Below are 19327 nucleotides of genomic sequence, written 5' to 3'. Positions count from 1 at the left end.
TCGGCTCGAATGGTCAGAATTTGGCATTTCCAGTAAGATACGCGCCCCTTCGAGAATGCTCTTCCCATGCGTGTCGCTGACTTTCATTTCGACCTGCCCGAGGCGTTGATCGCCCGCCATCCGCTTCCGGAGCGCAGCTCCAGCCGTCTGCTGGTGCTGGACGGACCTAGTGGCGAGCTCAGCCATCGGCAATTCGCTGACATCCTCGGCTTCCTCAAGCCGGGTGACCTGATGGTGTTCAACAACACCCGGGTCATTCCTGCCCGTCTGTTCGGCCAGAAGGCCTCCGGTGGCAAGCTGGAAATCCTCGTGGAGCGCGTGCTGGACAGCCATCGCGTGCTGGCCCACGTGCGCTCAAGCAAGTCGCCCAAGCCGGGATCGAAGATCCTCATCGACGGCGGCGGCGAGGCCGAGATGCTGCAGCGCCACGACGCCCTGTTCGAGCTGGGCTTCAGCGAGGACGTGCTGCCGTTGCTGGAGCGCGTCGGCCACATGCCGCTGCCGCCTTATATAGACCGTCCGGATGAAGACGCCGACCGTGAGCGCTATCAGACTGTCTATGCGGAGCGTGCCGGTGCCGTTGCCGCACCGACCGCCGGCCTGCACTTCGACGAGACGCTGCTGGAGTCGATTCGCGCCAAGGGCGTGGACACCGCGTTCGTGACCCTGCACGTCGGCGCCGGCACCTTCCAGCCGGTTCGTGTGGAGCGCATCGAAGATCACCACATGCACAACGAGTGGCTGGAAGTCAGCCAGAACGTGGTCGACGCCGTGGCCGCCTGCAAGGCGCGCGGTGGCCGCGTGGTCGCCGTCGGCACGACCAGCGTGCGTTCTCTGGAAAGCGCCGCCCGCGATGGCGTGCTCAAACCGTTCAGCGGCGACACCGATATCTTCATCTTCCCCGGGCGGCCGTTCCACGTGGTCGACGCCCTGGTCACCAACTTCCACCTGCCCGAATCCACCCTGCTGATGCTGGTCTCCGCCTTCGCCGGCTACCCCGAGACCATGGCCGCCTACGCGGCAGCGGTGGAGCAGGGCTATCGCTTCTTCAGCTACGGCGATGCCATGTTCATCACCCGCAACCCGGCACCGCGCGGCCCCGAGGACTGATCCATGAGCTTCATGAAATTCGAACTGCTGGCCACCGAGGGCAAGGCCCGTCGCGGCCGCCTGACCTTCCCTCGCGGCGTGGTGGAAACCCCGGCGTTCATGCCGGTGGGTACCTACGGCACCGTGAAGGGCATGCTCCCGCACGACATCGAAGGCATCGGCGCGCAGATCATCCTCGGCAACACCTTCCACCTGTGGCTGCGTCCGGGCACCGAGGTGATCCAGAAGCACGGCGACCTGCATGACTTCATGCAGTGGAAGGGGCCGATCCTCACCGACTCCGGCGGCTTCCAGGTCTTCAGCCTGGGCGCGCTGCGCAAGATCAAGGAAGAGGGTGTGTACTTCGCCTCTCCGGTAGACGGCGCCAAGGTCTTCATGGGCCCGGAAGAGTCCATGGCCGTGCAGCGCGCGCTGGGCTCGGACATCGTGATGATCTTCGACGAATGCACCCCGTATCCGGCGGAGTTCGACGTTGCCAAGCGCTCCATGGAGTTGTCGCTGCGCTGGGCCAAGCGCTCGAAAACCGCCCACGGCGACAGCCCCTCGGCGCTGTTCGGCATCGTTCAGGGTGGCATGCACGAAGAGCTGCGCATGCGTTCGCTCGAGGGCCTGCAGGAAATCGGCTTCGACGGTCTGGCCATCGGCGGCCTGTCGGTGGGCGAGCCCAAGGAAGAGATGATCCGCGTGCTGGACTTCCTGCCCCAGCACATGCCGGCTGACAAACCTCGTTACCTGATGGGTGTGGGCAAACCCGAAGACCTCGTGGAAGGTGTGCGCCGGGGCGTCGACATGTTCGACTGCGTCATGCCCACCCGCAATGCGCGCAATGGCCACCTTTTCGTTGACACCGGGGTGATCAAGATTCGCAACGCGGTGCACAAGCACGATGAGTCTCCGCTGGACCCGACCTGCGATTGCTACACCTGCAAGCACTTCTCCCGCGCCTACCTCTACCACCTGGACAAGTGCGGCGAAATGCTCGGCAGCATGCTCAATACCATCCACAACTTGCGGCATTATCAGCGGCTTATGGCTGGTTTGCGCGAGGCAATCCAACAGGGTACATTGGCGAACTTTGTCGACGCCTTCTACGCCAAGCGCGGCCTTCCCGTGCCGCCGCTGGCGGACTGACCTTATTCATCGAAAAAGCTTTGAGACAGGAGTTTCCAATGAGTTTTCTGATTCCCGCTGCCTACGCTGACGCAGCAGCTCCCGCCGCTGCTGCAGGCCCGGCCGGCACTGGCTTCGAGTGGATTTTCCTGGTCGGTTTCCTGGTCATCTTCTACCTGATGATCTGGCGTCCCCAGGCCAAGCGCTCCAAGGAGCACAAGAACCTGCTGTCCGGCCTGCAGAAGGGCGATGAAGTCGTCACTTCCGCCGGTATCGCCGGCAAGGTGACCAAGGTCGCCGAGGACTTCGTCGTCGTCGAGGTTTCCGACAACGTCGAGCTGAAGTTCCAGAAGGCCGCGATCGCCGCGACCCTGCCGAAAGGCACCCTGAAGGCGATCTGATCCTCCACTTAGAAACCCAACCGACGGGGCGCAAGATGCGCCCCGCGTCATAACGGGCGGTGTCATGCTCAACAAGTATCCCCTGTGGAAGTATCTGCTGATCCTGGCGGTCCTGGCCGTTGGTTTCATCTATTCCGCACCCAACCTCTATCCTGACGATCCGGCCGTCCAGATCAGTGGCGCGAGCACCGCGCTGCAGGTCACCCAGGCCGACGTCGACAAGGCCAGCAAGGCTCTCGCCGACGCAGGTATCGCTGTCAAGGCCGGCTCGCTGGGCAAGAACAGCGGCCTGATCCGCCTCGCCAAGCAGGAAGACCAGCTGCCGGCCAAGGACATCGTCCGCCGCGCGCTGGGTGACGACTACGTAGTTGCCCTGAACCTGGCCCAGACCACTCCGAACTGGCTGCGCAATATCGCCGCCCACCCGATGAAACTGGGTCTCGACCTGTCCGGTGGTGTGCACTTCCTGCTGGAAGTGGACATGGACAAGGCGGTCGACGCCCGCCTGAAGGTCTACGAGAACGAGGTCAAGAGCGCCCTGCGTAAAGAGCGCGTGCGCTACCGCAGCCTGCCCGTGCAGGATGGTGGCATCCAGCTCGGCTTCACCGAAGACGCGGACCTGGACAAGGCCAAGTCGATCATCGCCAAGGATTTCCGCGATTTCGAAGCTACCCAGAGCGAGCGTAATGGCCTGCAGGTCCTGCGCCTGGCCATGACCGCCACCAAGCTGGCTGAGATCCGCGAATACTCCATCAAGCAGAACCTGACCACCGTCCGCAACCGCGTGAACGAGCTGGGCGTGTCCGAGCCGCTGGTGCAGCGCCAGGGCGCCAACCGCATCGTCGTCGAGCTGCCGGGCGTGCAGGATACCGCCGAAGCCAAGCGTATCCTCGGCAAGACCGCCAACCTGGAGTTCCGTCTGGCCGCCGAGCCGGATGCGATCAAGTCCTCCACCGAGACCTTCGAGTTCCGCGAGCCGCGTCGCCCGCCGGCAAGCCTGGAGCGCGGCGTGATCATCACCGGTGACCAGGTCACCGACGCCAGCGCCAGCTTCGATGAGAACGGTCGTCCGCAGGTGAACATCCGTCTGGATGGCCACGGCGGCGAGCTGATGAACCGTGCCACCCGCAACAACGTCGGCCGCAGCATGGCCGTGGTGTTCATCGAGCAGAAGCCGATCACCCGCTATACCAAGCAGGTCGTCGACGGCGTCGAGCAGGATGTCGCCGTTCCGGCGTTCAAGGAAGAGAAGCAGATCATCAGCCTGGCGACCATCCAGTCGCCGCTGGGCAACCAGTTCCGCATCACCGGCCTGGACGCCCCGGGCGAGTCCTCGGAACTGGCCTTGCTGCTGCGCGCTGGCGGCCTGGCCGCGCCGATGTACTTCGCCGAAGAACGCACCATCGGCCCGAGCCTGGGGGCGGACAACATCGCCAAGGGTATCGACGCTTCCCTGTGGGGCATGGTCTTCGTTTCCCTGTTCATCATCGTCATCTACCGCTTCTTCGGCGTGATCGCCACCGTGGCCCTGGGCTTCAACATGGTCATGCTGGTGGCGCTGATGTCGATCCTCGGTGCGACCCTGACCCTGCCGGGTATCGCGGGTATCGTACTGACCATGGGTATGGCGGTGGACGCCAACGTGCTGATCTTCTCGCGGATACGCGAGGAACTGGCGGCGGGCATGTCGACGCAGCGGGCGATCCACGAGGGCTTCAACCGTGCCTTCACTGCGATCATCGACGCCAACCTGACCTCGCTGCTGGTCGGCGGCATCCTCTACGCCATGGGCACCGGCCCGGTGAAGGGCTTCGCCGTGACCATGTCCCTGGGTATTCTCACCTCGATGTTCACTGCCATTCTGGTCACCCGCGCAATGGTGAACCTGATCTACGGCGGCCGCGACGTTAAGAAGCTGTGGATCTAAGGGGCCAGAGATGAATATCAAGATCGGTACTATCAACTTCATGGGCGTGCGCAACATTGCGTTCGCCGCGACCCTGCTCCTGACCCTGATCGCCCTTGGCAGCTGGGTATTCAAAGGCATCAACTTCGGCCTGGACTTCACCGGCGGTACGTCGATCAAGCTGAGCTACGAGCAGCCTGCCGACCTCTCCAAGGTGCGTGAACAGCTGGTTGCCGCCGGTTACAGCGAAGCTGTGGTACAGAGCTTCGGTGATACCAAGGACGTGCTGGTGCGTATGCCCAGCGAAGACCCTGAACTGGGCAAGAAGGTCGCCACTGCGCTGCAGCAGGCCGATGCTTCCAATCCGGCGAAGGTGAATGGCGTCGAGTATGTCGGCCCGCAGGTGGGTGAAGAGCTGCGCGACCAGGGTGGCCTCGGCATGCTCCTGGCGCTGGGCGGCATCCTGTTGTACGTGGGCTTCCGCTTCCAGTGGAAGTTCGCCCTGGGTGCGATCCTCTCGCTGATCCACGACGCCATCATCGTGATGGGCGTGCTGTCGTTCTTCCAGATCACCTTCGACCTGACTGTGCTCGCCGCGGTGCTGGCGGTGGTGGGCTACTCGCTGAACGACACCATCGTGATCTTCGACCGGGTACGCGAGAACTTCCGCGTACTGCGCAAGGCCAGCCTGATCGAGAACATCAACATCTCGACCAGCCAGACCTTGCTGCGGACCATCGCCACCTCGGTGTCGACCCTGCTGGCCATCGCTGCTCTGCTGTTCTTTGGTGGCGACAACCTGTTCGGCTTCTCCATCGCCCTGTTCGTCGGTGTCATGGCGGGTACCTACTCGTCGATCTACATCGCCAACGTGGTATTGATCTGGCTGAACCTGTCCAGCGAGGACCTGATTCCTCCGCCGAGCAAGGAAGTCGACGAGCGCCCGTAATAGAGCGCTTCCGGCCTTCCACTGAAAACTCCCGCTTCGGCGGGAGTTTTTGTTTGTAGGCACTGTGTCACGTATAGGCCGGAACTTTCTTACAAATGGACGGCTCCAAGGCAGGGTAAAGGGCAAGGCCCGAATGAGAAGAAAGACCAGGAGAACCCTATGAACAAGTCGTTGCTAATCGGTACCGTGCTGGGCGCTGTAGGCGTGACTGCCGGTGGCGCCGTGGCTACCTACAGCTTGGTGGACCGCGCGCCCGAATACGCCGAGGTGCTCGCCGTTCAGCCGGTCAAGGAAACCATCAAGAATCCGCGTCAGGTCTGCAAGGACGTGGCGGTGACCCACCAGCGTCCGGTCAAGGACCAGCATCAGATCGCCGGTACGGCGATCGGCGCCATCGCTGGCGGCCTGCTGGGTAATCAGATCGGCGGCGGTAACGGCAAGAAGATCGCCACCGTGGCGGGCGCCATCGGCGGCGGTTATGCGGGCAACAAGGTGCAGGAAGGCATGCAGGAGCGTGACACCTACACCACCACCGAAACCCGTTGCAGTACCGTCAATGACACCAGCGAGAAGGTTGTCGGCTATGACGTGAAGTACCTGCTTGACGGCAAGGCCGGTCAGGTCCGCATGGACCGCGATCCGGGCTCGCAGATACCGGTCGACAAGAGCGGCCGTTTGATCCTGGGTCAGCAATAAGCAGTCGCCAGGAGTGAACGGAAAAAGGCGCCCATCGGGCGCCTTTTTCTTTTCTGTTTGTTGTAGGAGCGAGCTTGCTCGCGAGCCGCCTCAACCCTCTGGTCGCAGGATGAAAGCTTCGCGAGCCGGCTGTCCCTGCGGGCGGGCATGACATTCCCGCAGGCACAAAAAAAGCCCGGCATTGCCGGGCTTTTTCGTCGAGGCTCAGGCTCAGCGCTTGAGCGACGGCGGCAGGTGAGGCTGGATGCTGGTCAGCAGCGCCTTGAAGCACTTGGTGTTGCCGGCAACGATCTGGCCCTTCTCCAGGAACTCGTGACCGCCGGTGAAATCGCTCACCAGGCCCCCCGCTTCCTGGATCAGCAGGGCGCCAGCGGCCATGTCCCACTCGGACAGGCCGAATTCCCAGAATGCGTCGTAACGGCCGGCGGCGACGTAGGCCAGGTCCAGGCTGGCGGCGCCGGCGCGGCGGATGCCGGCGGTCTGGCCGACCAGGCTGCGGAACATGCCCAGGTAGGCGTCCAGGTTATCCATCTGGCTGTCGCGGAACGGGAAGCCGGTGCCGAGCAGGGCGCCTTCCAGGCTCTTGCGGTTGCTGACGCGCAGGCGACGGCCGTTCAGCGCGGCGCCACGGCCACGGCTGGCGGTGAATTCTTCCTGGCGGACCGGGTCGAGGACCACGGCGTGCTCGAGGCGACCGCGGTATTTGCAGGCGATGCTGACGGCATAGTGCGGAACGCCGTGGATGAAGTTGGTGGTGCCGTCCAGCGGATCGATGATCCACAGGTAATCGGCGCCTTCGCCGCTGCCTTCGAGCATGCCGCCTTCTTCGCCCATGATCCCGTGGTTCGGGTAGGCCTTGCGCAGGGCGGTGACGATGGAGAGCTCGGCCGCGCGATCGACTTCGGTGACGTAGTCGTTGGCTTCTTTCTCGTTGACCGACAGGGTGTCCAGGCGTTCGATGGAGCGGAAGATCAGTTCACCGGCGCTGCGAGCGGCGCGCAGGGCGATATTCAGCATAGGCTGCATGGAGAGGTCACCTGGGTCGTTAAAGAAAGCCGGACATTCTAGCAGAAAGCGCCAGCGTTCATAGAGCGACCTGTCGCCTGCGTGGCGCAAGACCCACTGCTGCGGTAGGATTCCCTCCCTTTTTCGCTTTTTGTGTGGAGTCGCGCGTTGCTCGACAAAATTCGCGTGGTGCTGGTCAACACCAGCCATCCCGGCAATATCGGCGGTACGGCCCGTGCGATGAAGAACATGGGGCTGTCGCGCCTGGTGCTGGTCGATCCGATGGATTTCCCCAGCGGTGAGGCGCGTGCGCGCGCTTCCGGTGCTGATGACATTCTCGACGCGGCCGTGGTCGTTCCCACCCTTGAAGATGCCCTGGCGGGCTGCAGCCTGGTGCTCGGCACCAGCGCCCGCGATCGCCGCATCCCCTGGCCGCTGTTAGATCCCCGCGAGTGCGCCACCACCAGCCTGGAGCACATCCAGCAGGGTGGCGAGGTCGCTTTGGTGTTTGGTCGCGAGTACGCCGGCCTGACCAATGAGGAGCTGCAGCGATGTCAGTTCCATGTGCACATCCCGGCTAATCCCGAGTTCAGCTCGCTGAACCTGGCGACGGCGGTGCAGGTGCTGGTCTATGAGGTGCGCATGGCCTGGCTGGCCGTCCAGGGGCAGCCGACCAAGCAGGAAAAGGTCGAGTCCACCGCGATGCTCAACAGCGTTCCGGTGACGTCGGACGAACTGGAGCGCTTCTACGCGCACCTGGAGTCGACCCTGGTGGATATCCAGTTCCTCGATCCGCAGAAACCGCGCCACCTGATGTCGCGCCTGCGCCGCCTGTACGGCCGCAGCGGCGTCAGCAAGCTGGAGATGAATATCCTGCGGGGTATTCTCACCGAGACACAGAAAGCTGCCCGTGGGGAGCTTTCCAAGCGGAGTGATGAAGATGTTTGAGCGTGTACGCGAAGATATTCAAAGCGTATTCCATCGTGATCCGGCGGCTCGCAACGCCTTCGAGGTGCTCACCTGCTACCCGGGGCTGCATGCTGTCTGGTTGCACCGCCTGGCCCACGGCCTGTGGACGTCCGGCTGGAAATGGCTGGCGCGCATGGTGTCGAACTTCGGTCGCTGGATGACCGGCATCGAGATCCATCCGGGCGCGAAGATCGGTCGCCGCTTCTTCATTGATCACGGCCTGGGCATCGTCATTGGCGAAACCGCCGAGATCGGCGACGACGTGACCATCTATCAGGGCGTGACCCTGGGGGGCACCAGCTGGAACAAGGGCAAGCGTCACCCGACCCTGGCCGATGGCGTGGTGGTGGGTGCGGGCGCCAAGGTGCTTGGGCCGTTCACCGTCGGTGCCGGGGCGAAGGTCGGCTCCAATGCCGTGGTGACCAAAGAGGTGCCGCCGGGAGCCACCGTTGTGGGTATTCCGGGCCGCATCATCGTCAAGGATGACGCGGATCAGGCCGCCAAGCGCCAGGCCATGGCAGAAAAGCTCGGGTTCGATGCCTACGGCGTCGGCCAGGACATGCCTGACCCGGTGGCCCGCGCCATTGGCCAGTTGCTCGACCACCTGCAGGCGGTCGACGGTCGCCTGGAAGGCATGTGCAAGGCGCTGACAGCGTTGGGCAGTGACTACTGTGCGAAAGATCTTCCGGTTCTGCGGGAAGAGGATTTCGCCGGAGTCAAGGACGAAGAGAGCAGCAAGTCGGCGCAGTGATGCGCCGGCCCTTGCATTGCTGCTACAATATGCCGCCGTTCGCTGGCTAATTCCGACTAAAGTAATAGGTCTTATAGTTGACTTAAATAGTCGGAAAAGAGCATACTCCCGCCATACCAGCGATTCTTCCGGATTTCCCCATGCGATTGACCACCAAAGGCCGCTATGCCGTCACCGCCATGCTCGATCTGGCGTTGCACGCCCAGCGTGGCCCGGTTTCTCTCGCCGATATCTCCGAGCGCCAGGGTATCTCCCTGTCCTACCTGGAACAGCTGTTCGCCAAGTTGCGCCGTGGCAACCTGGTGGTCAGCGTGCGTGGTCCGGGCGGCGGCTACCAGCTGTCCCGCGACATGACCGGCATCCACGTCGCCCAGGTGATCGATGCGGTCAATGAGTCGGTCGACGCTACCCGCTGTCAGGGGCAGGGCGACTGTCACTCCGGCGATACCTGCCTGACCCACCATCTGTGGTGTGACCTCAGCCAGCAGATTCACGAGTTCCTCAGCGGCATCAGCCTGGCCGACCTGGTCGAGCGCCGCGAAGTTCAAGAGGTCGCCCAGCGCCAGGACGAGCGTCGTTGCTCGGGCAGTAAGCCGCTGCGCCTCGACAAGATTGAAGCGTCCGCCATCGATTGAGCGAACGCCCGCCTGTAGGAGTTACCTGATGAGATTGCCGATTTACCTCGACTACTCCGCCACCACCCCGGTGGATCCGCGTGTCGCTCAGAAAATGGCCGACTGCCTGCTGGTTGACGGCAATTTCGGCAACCCGGCTTCGCGTTCCCACCTCTTCGGCTGGAAGGCCGAGGAAGCAGCTGAGAACGCCCGTCGCCAGGTCGCCGAACTGGTCAATGCCGACCCCCGTGAGATCGTCTGGACTTCCGGTGCTACCGAGTCCGATAACCTCGCCGTCAAGGGTGTCGCGCACTTCTACGCGACCAAGGGCAAGCACATCATCACCTCGAAGATCGAGCACAAGGCGGTCCTGGATACCTGCCGCCAGCTGGAGCGCGAAGGCTTCGAAGTGACCTACCTGGAACCGACTCCCGAGGGCATCATCACCCCGGCGATGGTCGAGTCCGCCCTGCGTGACGACACCATCCTGGTCTCGGTCATGCACGTGAACAACGAAGTCGGCAGCATCAACGACATCGCCGCCATCGGCGAGCTGACCCGCTCGCGCGGCATTCTGCTGCACGTCGACGCCGCCCAGTCGGCCGGCAAGGTGGATATCGACCTGGAAAAACTCAAGGTCGACCTGATGTCCTTCTCTGCCCACAAGGTCTACGGCCCCAAAGGCATGGGTGCGCTGTACGTGCGCCGCAAGCCGCGCGTGCGCCTGGAGGCCCAGATGCACGGCGGTGGACACGAGCGCGGCATGCGTTCGGGTACCCTGGCGACCCACCAGATCGTCGGCATGGGCGAGGCCTTCCGCATCGCCAAGGAAGAAATGCACCAGGAAATGGCCCGCATCGAAGGCCTGCGCAAGCGCTTCTTCGATCAGGTTCAGGACCTGGAAGAGCTGTACCTCAATGGCAGCCCCACTTCCTACGCACCGAACATCCTCAACGTCAGCTTCAACTACGTTGAAGGCGAGTCGCTGATGATGTCGCTCAAGGACCTGGCCGTTTCGTCCGGTTCCGCCTGTACCTCGGCCTCGCTGGAGCCGTCCTACGTGCTCCGCGCCCTGGGTCGCAATGACGAACTGGCGCACAGCTCTATCCGTTTCAGCTTCGGCCGCTTCACCACTGAAGAAGAGGTCGATTACGCCGCCAAGAAGGTGGTGGAAGCCGTTTCCAAGCTGCGTGAGCTCTCGCCGCTGTGGGATATGTTCAAAGAGGGTGTCGACCTGTCCAAGGTCGAATGGCAGGCCCACTGACCCGCCCCATAGAAGTGAGGATTAGCCATGGCTTACAGTGACAAGGTCATCGACCACTACGAAAACCCGCGCAACGTCGGCAAGCTCAATGCCGAAGATCCGGACGTCGGCACCGGCATGGTCGGTGCGCCGGCCTGCGGCGACGTGATGCGCCTGCAGATCAAGGTCAACGAGCAGGGCGTTATCGAAGATGCCAAGTTCAAGACCTACGGCTGCGGTTCGGCCATCGCCTCCAGCTCCCTCGCCACCGAGTGGATGAAGGGCAAGACCCTGGACGAAGCCGAATCCATCAAGAACACCACCATCGCCGAAGAACTGGCCCTGCCGCCGGTGAAGATCCACTGCTCGGTACTCGCCGAGGACGCCATCAAGGCGGCCGTGCGCGACTACAAGCAGAAGAAAGGTCTGCTCTGAAGCGATTCGTTGAGTAAGGAGTTCCCATGGCCATCAGCATGACCGAATCCGCCGCCAATCACGTTCGCCGCTCCCTCGAGGGGCGCGGCAAGGGCGAGGGCATTCGTCTTGGCGTGCGCACCACCGGGTGTTCCGGGCTGGCCTATGTGCTGGAGTTCGTCGACGAGCTGGCAGCCGAGGATCAGGTCTTCGAGAGCCACGGCGTGAAGGTCATCATTGACCCGAAAAGCCTGGTCTACCTCGACGGCACCGAGTTGGACTTCACCAAGGAAGGCCTCAACGAGGGCTTCAAGTTCAACAACCCGAACGTGCGCGGTGAGTGTGGCTGCGGCGAAAGCTTCAACGTCTGAGGCTGGGTGTGGGTAGTCCCTGTCACTTCGCGCTGTTCGACCTGCAGCCGGGCTTCCGGATCGATCTGGAAGCCCTTGGCAATCGCTACCGGGAGTTGGTGCGCACCGTCCATCCGGACCGTTTCGCCGACGCTTCCGAGCGCGAGCAGCGACTGGCGCAGGCCAAGGCCGCCGAACTCAACGATGCCTACCAGACGCTGAAGAGCGTTCCGCGTCGTGCCCTGTACCTGCTGGCCCTGCGCGGCGATGCGCTGCCGCTGGAAGCCACGGTGCAGGATCCGGAGTTCCTCCTGCAGCAGATGCAGCTGCGCGAGGACCTGGAAGACCTGCAGGAAAGCGCCGATCTCGACGGTGTGGCGCAGTTCAAGCGTCAGCTGAAGTCCGCCCAGCAACGGCTGGAAGAGGATTTCGCCGATTGCTGGGATGACGCCGCCCGCCGTGACCTGGCTGAGCGCCTGGTGCGTCGCATGCAGTTCCTCGACAAGCTGGCGCAGGAAGTGCGGCAGCTGGAAGAGCGACTCGACGATTAATTCGCGCGGCTCGCGCCGCGCCCGATAGCCTGATTAGAAACCGCATGGCCCTACTGCAGATCGCCGAGCCCGGACAAAGCCCCCAGCCACACCAGCGTCGCCTGGCAGTGGGGATTGACCTGGGCACCACGAATTCCCTGGTCGCTGCCGTGCGCAGCGGCGTCGCGGCGCCGTTGCCGGACGACCGCGGCGAAGTGATCCTGCCTTCGGCAGTGCGTTACCTCGCCGATCGCATCGAGGTGGGTGAGAGCGTGCGCGCCACTGCCTCGCAAGACCCGTTGAACTCCATCATCTCGGTCAAGCGCTTCATGGGGCGCGGCCTCGAGGACGTGAAGCAGCTGGGCGGCCAATTGCCGTACCGCTTCACCCAGGGCGAATCGCACATGCCCTTCATCGAGACTGTCCAGGGCGCCAAGAGCCCCGTGGAAGTTTCGGCGGAAATCCTCCGCGTCCTGCGTCAGCGCGCCGAATCCACCCTGGGTGGCGAGCTGGTGGGGGCGGTGATCACTGTTCCCGCCTATTTCGATGACGCCCAGCGTCAGGCCACCAAGGACGCTGCGCGCCTGGCTGGTCTGCACGTGTTGCGTCTGCTCAACGAGCCGACCGCTGCCGCTGTGGCCTATGGCCTGGACAAGAATGCCGAAGGCCTGGTTGCCATCTACGACCTGGGCGGCGGTACTTTCGATATCTCCATCCTGCGCCTGACCCGTGGTGTCTTCGAGGTCCTGGCCACCGGTGGCGACACTGCCCTGGGCGGCGACGACTTCGACCATGTCATCGCCGGCTGGATCATCGAGCAGGCTGGTATCTCGGCTGACCTCGATCCGGGTGCCCAGCGCCGTCTGCTGCAGACTGCCTGTGCTGCCAAGGAAGCCCTGACCGACAGTGCCAGCGTTGCCGTAGCCTACGACAGTTGGGCCGGTGAGCTGACTCGCGCCCAGATGGATTCGCTGATTGACCCGCTGGTCCAGCGCAGCCTCAAGTCCTGCCGTCGTGCCGTGCGTGATTCCGGCATCGAACTGGAAGAAGTCAGCGCCGTGGTCATGGTGGGTGGCTCCACTCGCGTGCCTCGCGTTCGCGAGCTGGTGGGCGAGCTGTTCGGTCGCGAGCCGCTGACTGATATCGATCCGGATCAGGTGGTCGCCATCGGTGCCGCTATCCAGGCCGATGCCCTGGCGGGCAACAAACGCGGTGAAGAGCTGCTGCTGCTGGATGTGATTCCCCTGTCGCTCGGCCTGGAAACCATGGGCGGGCTGATGGAGAAGGTGATTCCGCGCAATACCACTATCCCGGTGGCGCGTGCCCAGGAATTCACCACCTACAAGGATGGCCAGACGGCCATGATGATTCACGTGCTGCAGGGCGAGCGTGAGCTGGTCAAGGACTGCCGGTCCCTGGCGCGCTTCGAGCTGCGCGGCATTCCGCCGATGGTGGCGGGCGCGGCGAAGATCCGCGTCAGCTTCCAGGTCGATGCCGATGGCCTGCTGGGCGTTTCCGCCCGCGAGCTGTCCTCCGGTGTCGAGGCGAGCATCCAGGTCAAGCCTTCCTACGGCCTGACCGATGGCGAAATCGCCCGCATGCTGCAGGATTCCTTCCAGTACGCCGGCGACGACATGGCCGCCCGCACGTTGCGCGAGCAGCAGGTTGAAGCCCAGCGTCTGCTGGAGGCCGTGCAGTCCGCGCTGGATGCCGACGGCGAGCGCCTGCTGGAAGCCGATGAGCGCCTGGTCATCGATGCCGGCATGGACTCGCTGCGCGAGCTGGCTGCCGGCAGCGATGCCGGTGCCATCGAACTACAGATCAAGCGTCTGTCCCAGCTGACCGACGCCTTTGCCGCGCGCCGTATGGACGCCACCGTCAAAGCCGCACTGGCCGGTCGCCGGCTCAACGAAATCGAGGAATAAGCGAAGATGCCGCAGATTGTCTTTCTGCCCCACGCCGAACACTGCCCCGAAGGTGCCGTGATCGAAGCCCAGCCGGGCGAAACCATCATGAAGGCGGCGCTGCGCAACGGCATCGAGATCGAGCACGCCTGCGAGATGTCCTGTGCTTGCACCACCTGCCACGTGGTCGTGCGTGAAGGCTTCAATTCCATGGAGGCCTCCGACGAGCTGGAAGACGACATGCTGGACAAGGCCTGGGGTCTGGAGCCGGATTCGCGCCTGTCCTGCCAGGCGGTGGTCGGCGAGACCGATCTGGTGGTGGAAATTCCGAAATACACCATCAACCAGGTGTCCGAAGGTCACTGAGGCGGAGCGTTCGCATGAGTCTGAAATGGGTTGATGTGCTCGAAATCGCCATCCAGCTGGCCGAATCCAAGCCGGACGTCGATCCGCGCTACGTGAATTTCGTCGATCTGCACCGTTGGGTGCTGGCATTGCCGGAGTTCAGCGACGATCCTTCCCGCGGCGGGGAAAAGGTCCTGGAGGCCATCCAGGCCGCCTGGATCGAAGAAGCCGACTGAGGTCGCGGCTCACCAGAGCCGCGTACCCATTTGTCATGAACCCGCGTATAATTCGCGGGTTTTATCTTTAGGTGAGCTGTCGAAAAATTCCCCGCGGGAATTTTCCAGTCGCCGGCCCTGTCGCAGTCGGGCCGGTTTCGCGGCTTCCGCCCATCGGGCGCGGCGCGCGGCAAACCCTAGAATCGCAGGAGCTCCTGGCCACGCCAGGGGCTTCTTGGCATTACCAACCTTGCTTTTCGGAGTTATTTCCATGGCCCTGCAACGTACCTTCTCCATCATCAAGCCCGACGCCGTTTCCAAGAACGTCATCGGCGAAATCCTGACCCGCTTCGAGAAAGCCGGCCTGCGCGTTGTCGCTTCCAAGATGGTTCAGCTGTCCGAGCGCGAAGCTGGCGGTTTCTACGCCGAGCACAAAGAGCGTCCCTTCTTCAAGGACCTGGTTTCCTTCATGACCTCCGGCCCGGTCGTTGTTCAGGTCCTGGAAGGCGAAGACGCCATCCTGCGCAACCGTGAGCTGATGGGCGCCACCGATCCGAAGAAAGCCGACGCTGGCACCATCCGCGCCGACTTCGCCGTTTCCATCGACGAGAACGCCGTACACGGTTCCGACTCGGAAGCTTCGGCTGCCCGCGAAATCGCTTACTTCTTCTCCAGCACCGAGGTGTGCGAGCGCATTCGCTGATAACGGCGAATGAGCGAGGGTGAATCCATGACTGATACCGCTGTAAAGGCCAACCTGCTGGGTATGACCAAGCCCCAGCTCGAGGAATTCTTCGAGTCCATCGGTGAAAAGCGCTTCCGCGCCGGCCAGGTGATGCAATGGATTCACCACTTTGGCGCTGTCGAATTCAGCGCCATGACGAACGTCGGCAAGGCCTTGCGCGAAAAGCTCGAGGCCGTTGCCGAAATTCGTCCTCCGGAGATCGTCAGCCAGGATATTTCCGCTGACGGTACCCGCAAGTGGGTGGTGCGCGTGGCTTCGGGCAGTTGCGTCGAGACCGTGTACATCCCGCAAGGCGGCCGCGGCACCCTGTGTGTGTCGTCGCAGGCCGGTTGCGCGCTGGACTGCAGCTTCTGCTCCACCGGCAAGCAAGGCTTCAACAGCGACCTGACCTCCGCCGAGATCATCGGTCAGGTGTGGATCGCCAACCAGTCGTTCGGGACTATCCCGGGCAAGATTGACCGTGCCATCACCAACGTGGTGATGATGGGCATGGGCGAGCCGCTGCTGAACTTCGACAATGTCGTGACCGCCATGAGCATCATGATGGAAGACCTCGGCTACGGCATTTCCAAGCGCAAGGTGACCCTGTCCACCTCCGGCGTGGTGCCGATGATCGACAAGCTCGCCGAAGTGACCGATGTGTCCCTGGCCCTGTCACTGCACGCGCCCAACGACGAACTGCGCAACAAGCTGGTACCGATCAACAAGAAGTACCCGCTCGAGATGCTGCTCGATTCCTGCTACCGCTACATCACGCGCCTGGGCAAGGAACGCGTGCTGACGATCGAGTACACCCTGCTGGCCGGTGTCAACGACCAGCCCGAGCATGCTGAGCAGCTGATCGCACTGCTCAAGGATTTCCCTTGCAAGATCAACCTGATTCCGTTTAATCCGTTCCCGCATTCCGGTTACGAGCGTCCGAGCAACAATGCCATTCGCCGTTTCCAGGACATGCTGCACAAGAGCGGCTTCAACGTGACCGTTCGTACCACCCGTGGCGACGATATCGATGCCGCCTGTGGTCAGCTGGTAGGCCAGGTGATGGACCGCACCCGCCGCAGCGAACGTTATATTGCCGTACGTCAGCTGGCCGCCGATGCCGACCAGGCCGCGCCAGCTACCAACCGAAACTGAACTAGGGAGGATTCCGATGACCCTGCGCGCCGCGCTGTGCTTACTGTTGGCAACCGTGCTGACGGGTTGCGTGACGACTGGTAAACAGGATCCTCTGAAGACCGACAAGGGCCGGAACGAGGCGCGTGACGCCTACATCCAGCTGGGCATCGGTTACCTGCAGATGGGCAATACCGAGCAGGCCAAGGTGCCGCTGCGCCAGGCCCTGGACATCGATTCGTCCAGCGCCGACGCCCACGCTGCCCTGGCTGTGGTCTATCAGGTCGAGAAAGAGCCCAAGCTCGCCGAGAGCGAGTTCCGCAAGGCGTTGTCCTCGCGCTCGGGCGATGCGCGCATCCTGAACAACTACGGCGGTTTCCTGTTCGAGCAGAAGCGCTACCAGGAGGCCTACGACACCTACATGAAGGCTACCGAAGACGGGCTCTATTCCGAGCGTTCGCGCGTCTTCGAGAACCTCGGTCTGGTAAGCCTGAAGCTGAACAACCGGGCGCAGGCCAAGGAATTCTTCGAGAAGGCCATCCGCCTGAATCGCAATTCGACGGGCGCGCTGCTCGAGTCGGCTGAACTGAACTACCAGGATCGCGAGTACGTGCCGGCTCGCGCCTACTACGAGGAATACCTCAAGCGGGGCCCGCAGACCGCGCGCAGCCTGCTGCTGGGGATTCGACTGGCAAAGATCTACGACGACCGGGATACCGCTGCCAGCTACGGGCTGCAACTCAAGCGCCTGTATCCCGCTTCTCCTGAATACCAGGCATACCAGGCGGATAAATGATGAATACGTCGCAGTCCGATGTCATCGGCACGACCCGCGCCAACCCTGGCGAAACCCTGCGCCAGGCGCGCGAGAACAAGGGCTGGAGCACCGCTCAGGTCGCCGGCCAGCTGAACCTGACCGAGAATGCACTGCGCCAACTGGAGCAGGGCTCGTTCGACCAGTTGCCGGGCCACACCTTCGCCCGTGGCTATATCCGCGCCTACGCCAAGCTGCTGGGCATGGACCAGGCCCAGATGGTCACTGCCTTCGACCAGTACACCGGCACCGACGCCACCGGCAGCAACGTCCAGGCGCTCGGCCGCGTGGTCGAGCCGGTACGTCTGTCGCGTAACCTGCTGCGCCTGTTCAGCCTGGCACTCTTGGCCGTGCTCATCGGCTTCGGCTACTTCTGGTGGCAGGAGCGTGCTGCGCGCCCGGCCGAGACCGGTAGCCTGAACATGGAGCATGTCGAGGTCGAAAGCGCCGACGGCACTACCGAAATCCACACCCTCGACGAGCCGGAAGACCAGGCTGTCGCCGAGGACCAGGCCAACACTCCGGTGGTTCCGACCGAGCCGGCCGGCGATACCGGCAGTGCCGAAGCCCCGGCCGAAGGCACTCCGCCGGCCGTTACTGCCCCGGCAGTTCCGGGTGCCCCGTCCGTTGCCGAAACCGCTCCGGCCCAGGTCCCGCAGGCCCCTGCCCAGCAATCGGCTGCACAGCAGCCCGTCGCTCCGGCCAGCCCGGCCGCTCCGGTTGCCCCTGCGGCTCCGACCGAGGCGCCTGCCGCTCCGGTGGTCGCTTCCGCTGGCCAGGGCGTGGTCAAGGTTCAATTTAGCGCCGATTGCTGGACCCAGGTGACCGATGCCGATGGCAAGGTTGTCCTCGAGGGCCTCAAGCGCAAGGGTGATTCGCTGGAAGTCGCCGCCAAGGCACCGGTCCAGCTGCGCCTGGGCTTCGCCCAGGGCGCCCAGGTCAGCTACAACGGCCAGCCGGTCGAAGTCACACCGGCGCGCGGTGGCACCGCTCGCCTGAAGTTGGGTGGACAGTAAGATGCATTGCGAGTCTCCGATCAAACGTCGCCTGTCCCGCAAGATCTGGGTGGGTAACGTGCCGGTGGGTGGGGACGCCCCCATCGCCGTGCAGAGCATGACCAACACCGACACGCTGGATGTGGCAGCCACCGTGGCCCAGATCCGTCGTCTGGAAGACGCAGGCGCCGACATCGTCCGCGTCTCCGTGCCGGACATGGACGCCGCCGAGGCGTTCGGCAAGATCAAGCAGCAGGTGAAGGTCCCGCTGGTTGCCGATATCCACTTCGACTACAAGATCGCCCTGCGCGTGGCCGAACTGGGCGTCGACTGCCTGCGTATCAACCCCGGCAACATCGGTCGCGAAGATCGTGTGAAGGCCGTGGTGGATGCCGCCCGCGACAAGAACATCCCGATTCGCATCGGCGTCAACGCCGGTTCGCTGGAGAAGGACCTGCAGAAGAAATACGGCGAGCCGACCCCGGAAGCTCTGCTGGAGTCGGCCATGCGCCACGTCGACCACCTGCAGCGCCTGGACTTCCAGAACTTCAAGGTCAGCGTGAAGGCTTCCGACGTGTTCATGGCCGTCGCCGCCTACCGCCTGCTGGCCAAAGAGATCGAGCAACCCCTGCACCTGGGGATCACCGAAGCCGGTGGCCTGCGCTCGGGTACCGTGAAGTCCGCCGTGGGCCTGGGCATGCTGCTCGCCGAAGGCATCGGCGACACCATCCGCATCTCGCTCGCCGCCGACCCGGTGGAAGAGATCAAGGTCGGCTTCGACATCCTCAAGTCGCTGCGCCTGCGCTCCCGTGGCATCAACTTCATCGCCTGCCCGAGCTGCTCGAGGCAGAACTTCGATGTGGTCAAGACCATGAACGAGCTGGAAGGCCGCCTGGAGGACCTGCTGGTGCCGCTGGACGTCGCCGTGATCGGCTGCGTGGTCAACGGGCCGGGCGAAGCCAAGGAGGCCCACATCGGCCTCACCGGCGGCACCCCGAGCAACCTGATCTATATCGACGGCAAGCCGGCGCAGAAGCTGCAGAACGATAACCTGGTGGATGAGCTGGAACGGCTGATCCGCGAAAAAGCGGCCGAGAAGGCCGAGGCCGACGCCGCACTCATCGTGCGCGGCTGACCGCAACAAGGAT

Annotated in this window: 22 protein-coding genes; 21 read left to right on the top strand and 1 reads right to left on the bottom strand. The window is 63.3% G+C overall.

What is annotated here, in order from left to right; translation table 11 throughout:
- The first annotated feature begins 66 nt into the window (after positions 1-66).
- The 6 genes from queA (at position 67) to ACKI1H_RS29030 (ending at position 6172) form a co-directional block, all read left to right on the top strand.
- On the top strand, positions 67-1110 hold the full coding sequence (gene queA / locus ACKI1H_RS29055) for a tRNA preQ1(34) S-adenosylmethionine ribosyltransferase-isomerase QueA (RefSeq protein WP_440467102.1): 1044 nt from the start codon (positions 67-69) through the stop codon (positions 1108-1110).
- Positions 1111-1122: 12 nt separating this feature from the next.
- Complete coding sequence (tgt, locus tag ACKI1H_RS29050) at positions 1123-2241, top strand: tRNA guanosine(34) transglycosylase Tgt (RefSeq protein ID WP_138525109.1); 1119 nt, start codon at positions 1123-1125, stop codon at positions 2239-2241.
- Between the two features lie 38 nt (positions 2242-2279).
- Positions 2280-2621 carry a preprotein translocase subunit YajC gene (gene yajC, locus ACKI1H_RS29045; protein ID WP_017522301.1) on the top strand — a complete coding sequence of 114 codons (342 nt, stop codon included), beginning with the start codon at positions 2280-2282 and terminating at the stop codon, positions 2619-2621.
- A gap of 64 nt (positions 2622-2685) precedes the next feature.
- Positions 2686-4548 (top strand): protein translocase subunit SecD, encoded by a 1863-nt coding sequence (secD, locus tag ACKI1H_RS29040; RefSeq protein ID WP_440467101.1) that lies wholly within the window; start codon positions 2686-2688, stop codon positions 4546-4548.
- Between the two features lie 10 nt (positions 4549-4558).
- A complete protein-coding gene (gene secF / locus ACKI1H_RS29035) occupies positions 4559-5476 on the top strand; it encodes a protein translocase subunit SecF (RefSeq protein ID WP_138524967.1) in 918 nt (305 codons plus the stop codon).
- Positions 5477-5635: 159 nt separating this feature from the next.
- Positions 5636-6172 carry a glycine zipper 2TM domain-containing protein gene (locus ACKI1H_RS29030; protein WP_138524969.1) on the top strand — a complete coding sequence of 179 codons (537 nt, stop codon included), beginning with the start codon at positions 5636-5638 and terminating at the stop codon, positions 6170-6172.
- A gap of 210 nt (positions 6173-6382) precedes the next feature.
- Here the strand turns inward: ACKI1H_RS29030 and suhB are convergent, their stop codons facing one another.
- A complete protein-coding gene (gene suhB, locus ACKI1H_RS29025; RefSeq protein ID WP_138524970.1) occupies positions 6383-7198 on the bottom strand; it encodes a type III secretion system regulator SuhB in 816 nt (271 codons plus the stop codon).
- A 147-nt stretch (positions 7199-7345) separates the two neighbouring features.
- Between suhB and trmJ the strand changes: the two genes are divergently transcribed.
- From trmJ to ispG, 15 genes are all read left to right on the top strand, one after another.
- Entirely contained in the window at positions 7346-8125 is a 780-nt protein-coding gene (trmJ, locus tag ACKI1H_RS29020; protein WP_138524972.1) for a tRNA (cytosine(32)/uridine(32)-2'-O)-methyltransferase TrmJ, read from the top strand.
- Positions 8118-8897, top strand: coding sequence for a serine O-acetyltransferase (gene cysE / locus ACKI1H_RS29015; RefSeq protein ID WP_440467100.1), 780 nt, complete (start codon positions 8118-8120; stop codon positions 8895-8897). The genes trmJ and cysE overlap by 8 nt, the downstream gene beginning before the upstream one ends.
- 140 nt (positions 8898-9037) lie before the next feature.
- On the top strand, positions 9038-9532 hold the full coding sequence (iscR, locus tag ACKI1H_RS29010; protein WP_088419609.1) for a Fe-S cluster assembly transcriptional regulator IscR: 495 nt from the start codon (positions 9038-9040) through the stop codon (positions 9530-9532).
- Positions 9533-9560: 28 nt separating this feature from the next.
- Entirely contained in the window at positions 9561-10775 is a 1215-nt protein-coding gene (locus ACKI1H_RS29005) for an IscS subfamily cysteine desulfurase (protein WP_138524974.1), read from the top strand.
- Between the two features lie 27 nt (positions 10776-10802).
- Positions 10803-11189, top strand: a complete 387-nt coding sequence (gene iscU / locus ACKI1H_RS29000; RefSeq protein ID WP_015478505.1) for a Fe-S cluster assembly scaffold IscU — start codon at positions 10803-10805, stop codon at positions 11187-11189.
- Positions 11190-11215: 26 nt separating this feature from the next.
- Positions 11216-11539: an iron-sulfur cluster assembly protein IscA gene (gene iscA, locus ACKI1H_RS28995; RefSeq protein ID WP_017522292.1), complete on the top strand. Its 324-nt coding sequence runs from the start codon at positions 11216-11218 to the stop codon at positions 11537-11539.
- Between the two features lie 8 nt (positions 11540-11547).
- A complete protein-coding gene (gene hscB, locus ACKI1H_RS28990) occupies positions 11548-12069 on the top strand; it encodes a co-chaperone HscB (RefSeq protein WP_440467099.1) in 522 nt (173 codons plus the stop codon).
- A gap of 44 nt (positions 12070-12113) precedes the next feature.
- Positions 12114-13973, top strand: coding sequence for a Fe-S protein assembly chaperone HscA (gene hscA, locus ACKI1H_RS28985; protein ID WP_440467098.1), 1860 nt, complete (start codon positions 12114-12116; stop codon positions 13971-13973).
- Positions 13974-13979: 6 nt separating this feature from the next.
- Positions 13980-14318, top strand: a complete 339-nt coding sequence (gene fdx / locus ACKI1H_RS28980; protein WP_081515975.1) for an ISC system 2Fe-2S type ferredoxin — start codon at positions 13980-13982, stop codon at positions 14316-14318.
- A 14-nt stretch (positions 14319-14332) separates the two neighbouring features.
- The gene (gene iscX / locus ACKI1H_RS28975; RefSeq protein WP_017522288.1) at positions 14333-14533 is read left to right on the top strand and encodes a Fe-S cluster assembly protein IscX; all 201 of its coding nucleotides are present in this window, start codon (positions 14333-14335) and stop codon (positions 14531-14533) included.
- Positions 14534-14783: 250 nt separating this feature from the next.
- Positions 14784-15215, top strand: coding sequence for a nucleoside-diphosphate kinase (gene ndk, locus ACKI1H_RS28970; RefSeq protein ID WP_024762960.1), 432 nt, complete (start codon positions 14784-14786; stop codon positions 15213-15215).
- Positions 15216-15242: 27 nt separating this feature from the next.
- Entirely contained in the window at positions 15243-16391 is a 1149-nt protein-coding gene (gene rlmN / locus ACKI1H_RS28965) for a 23S rRNA (adenine(2503)-C(2))-methyltransferase RlmN (RefSeq protein ID WP_138524979.1), read from the top strand.
- A 16-nt stretch (positions 16392-16407) separates the two neighbouring features.
- Positions 16408-17166 (top strand): type IV pilus biogenesis/stability protein PilW, encoded by a 759-nt coding sequence (gene pilW, locus ACKI1H_RS28960; protein WP_138524981.1) that lies wholly within the window; start codon positions 16408-16410, stop codon positions 17164-17166.
- Positions 17163-18200, top strand: a complete 1038-nt coding sequence (locus ACKI1H_RS28955) for a RodZ domain-containing protein (RefSeq protein WP_440467097.1) — start codon at positions 17163-17165, stop codon at positions 18198-18200. The genes pilW and ACKI1H_RS28955 overlap by 4 nt, the downstream gene beginning before the upstream one ends.
- Before the next feature lies 1 nt (position 18201).
- Positions 18202-19314 (top strand): flavodoxin-dependent (E)-4-hydroxy-3-methylbut-2-enyl-diphosphate synthase, encoded by a 1113-nt coding sequence (gene ispG / locus ACKI1H_RS28950; RefSeq protein WP_138524985.1) that lies wholly within the window; start codon positions 18202-18204, stop codon positions 19312-19314.
- Positions 19315-19327: the final 13 nt, after the last annotated feature.

The organism is Pseudomonas sp. YH-1, assembly GCF_051990045.1.
Taxonomy (GTDB): Bacteria; Pseudomonadota; Gammaproteobacteria; order Pseudomonadales; family Pseudomonadaceae; genus Pseudomonas; species Pseudomonas nicosulfuronedens.
This window is presented reverse-complemented; position numbering and strand designations above follow the sequence as displayed.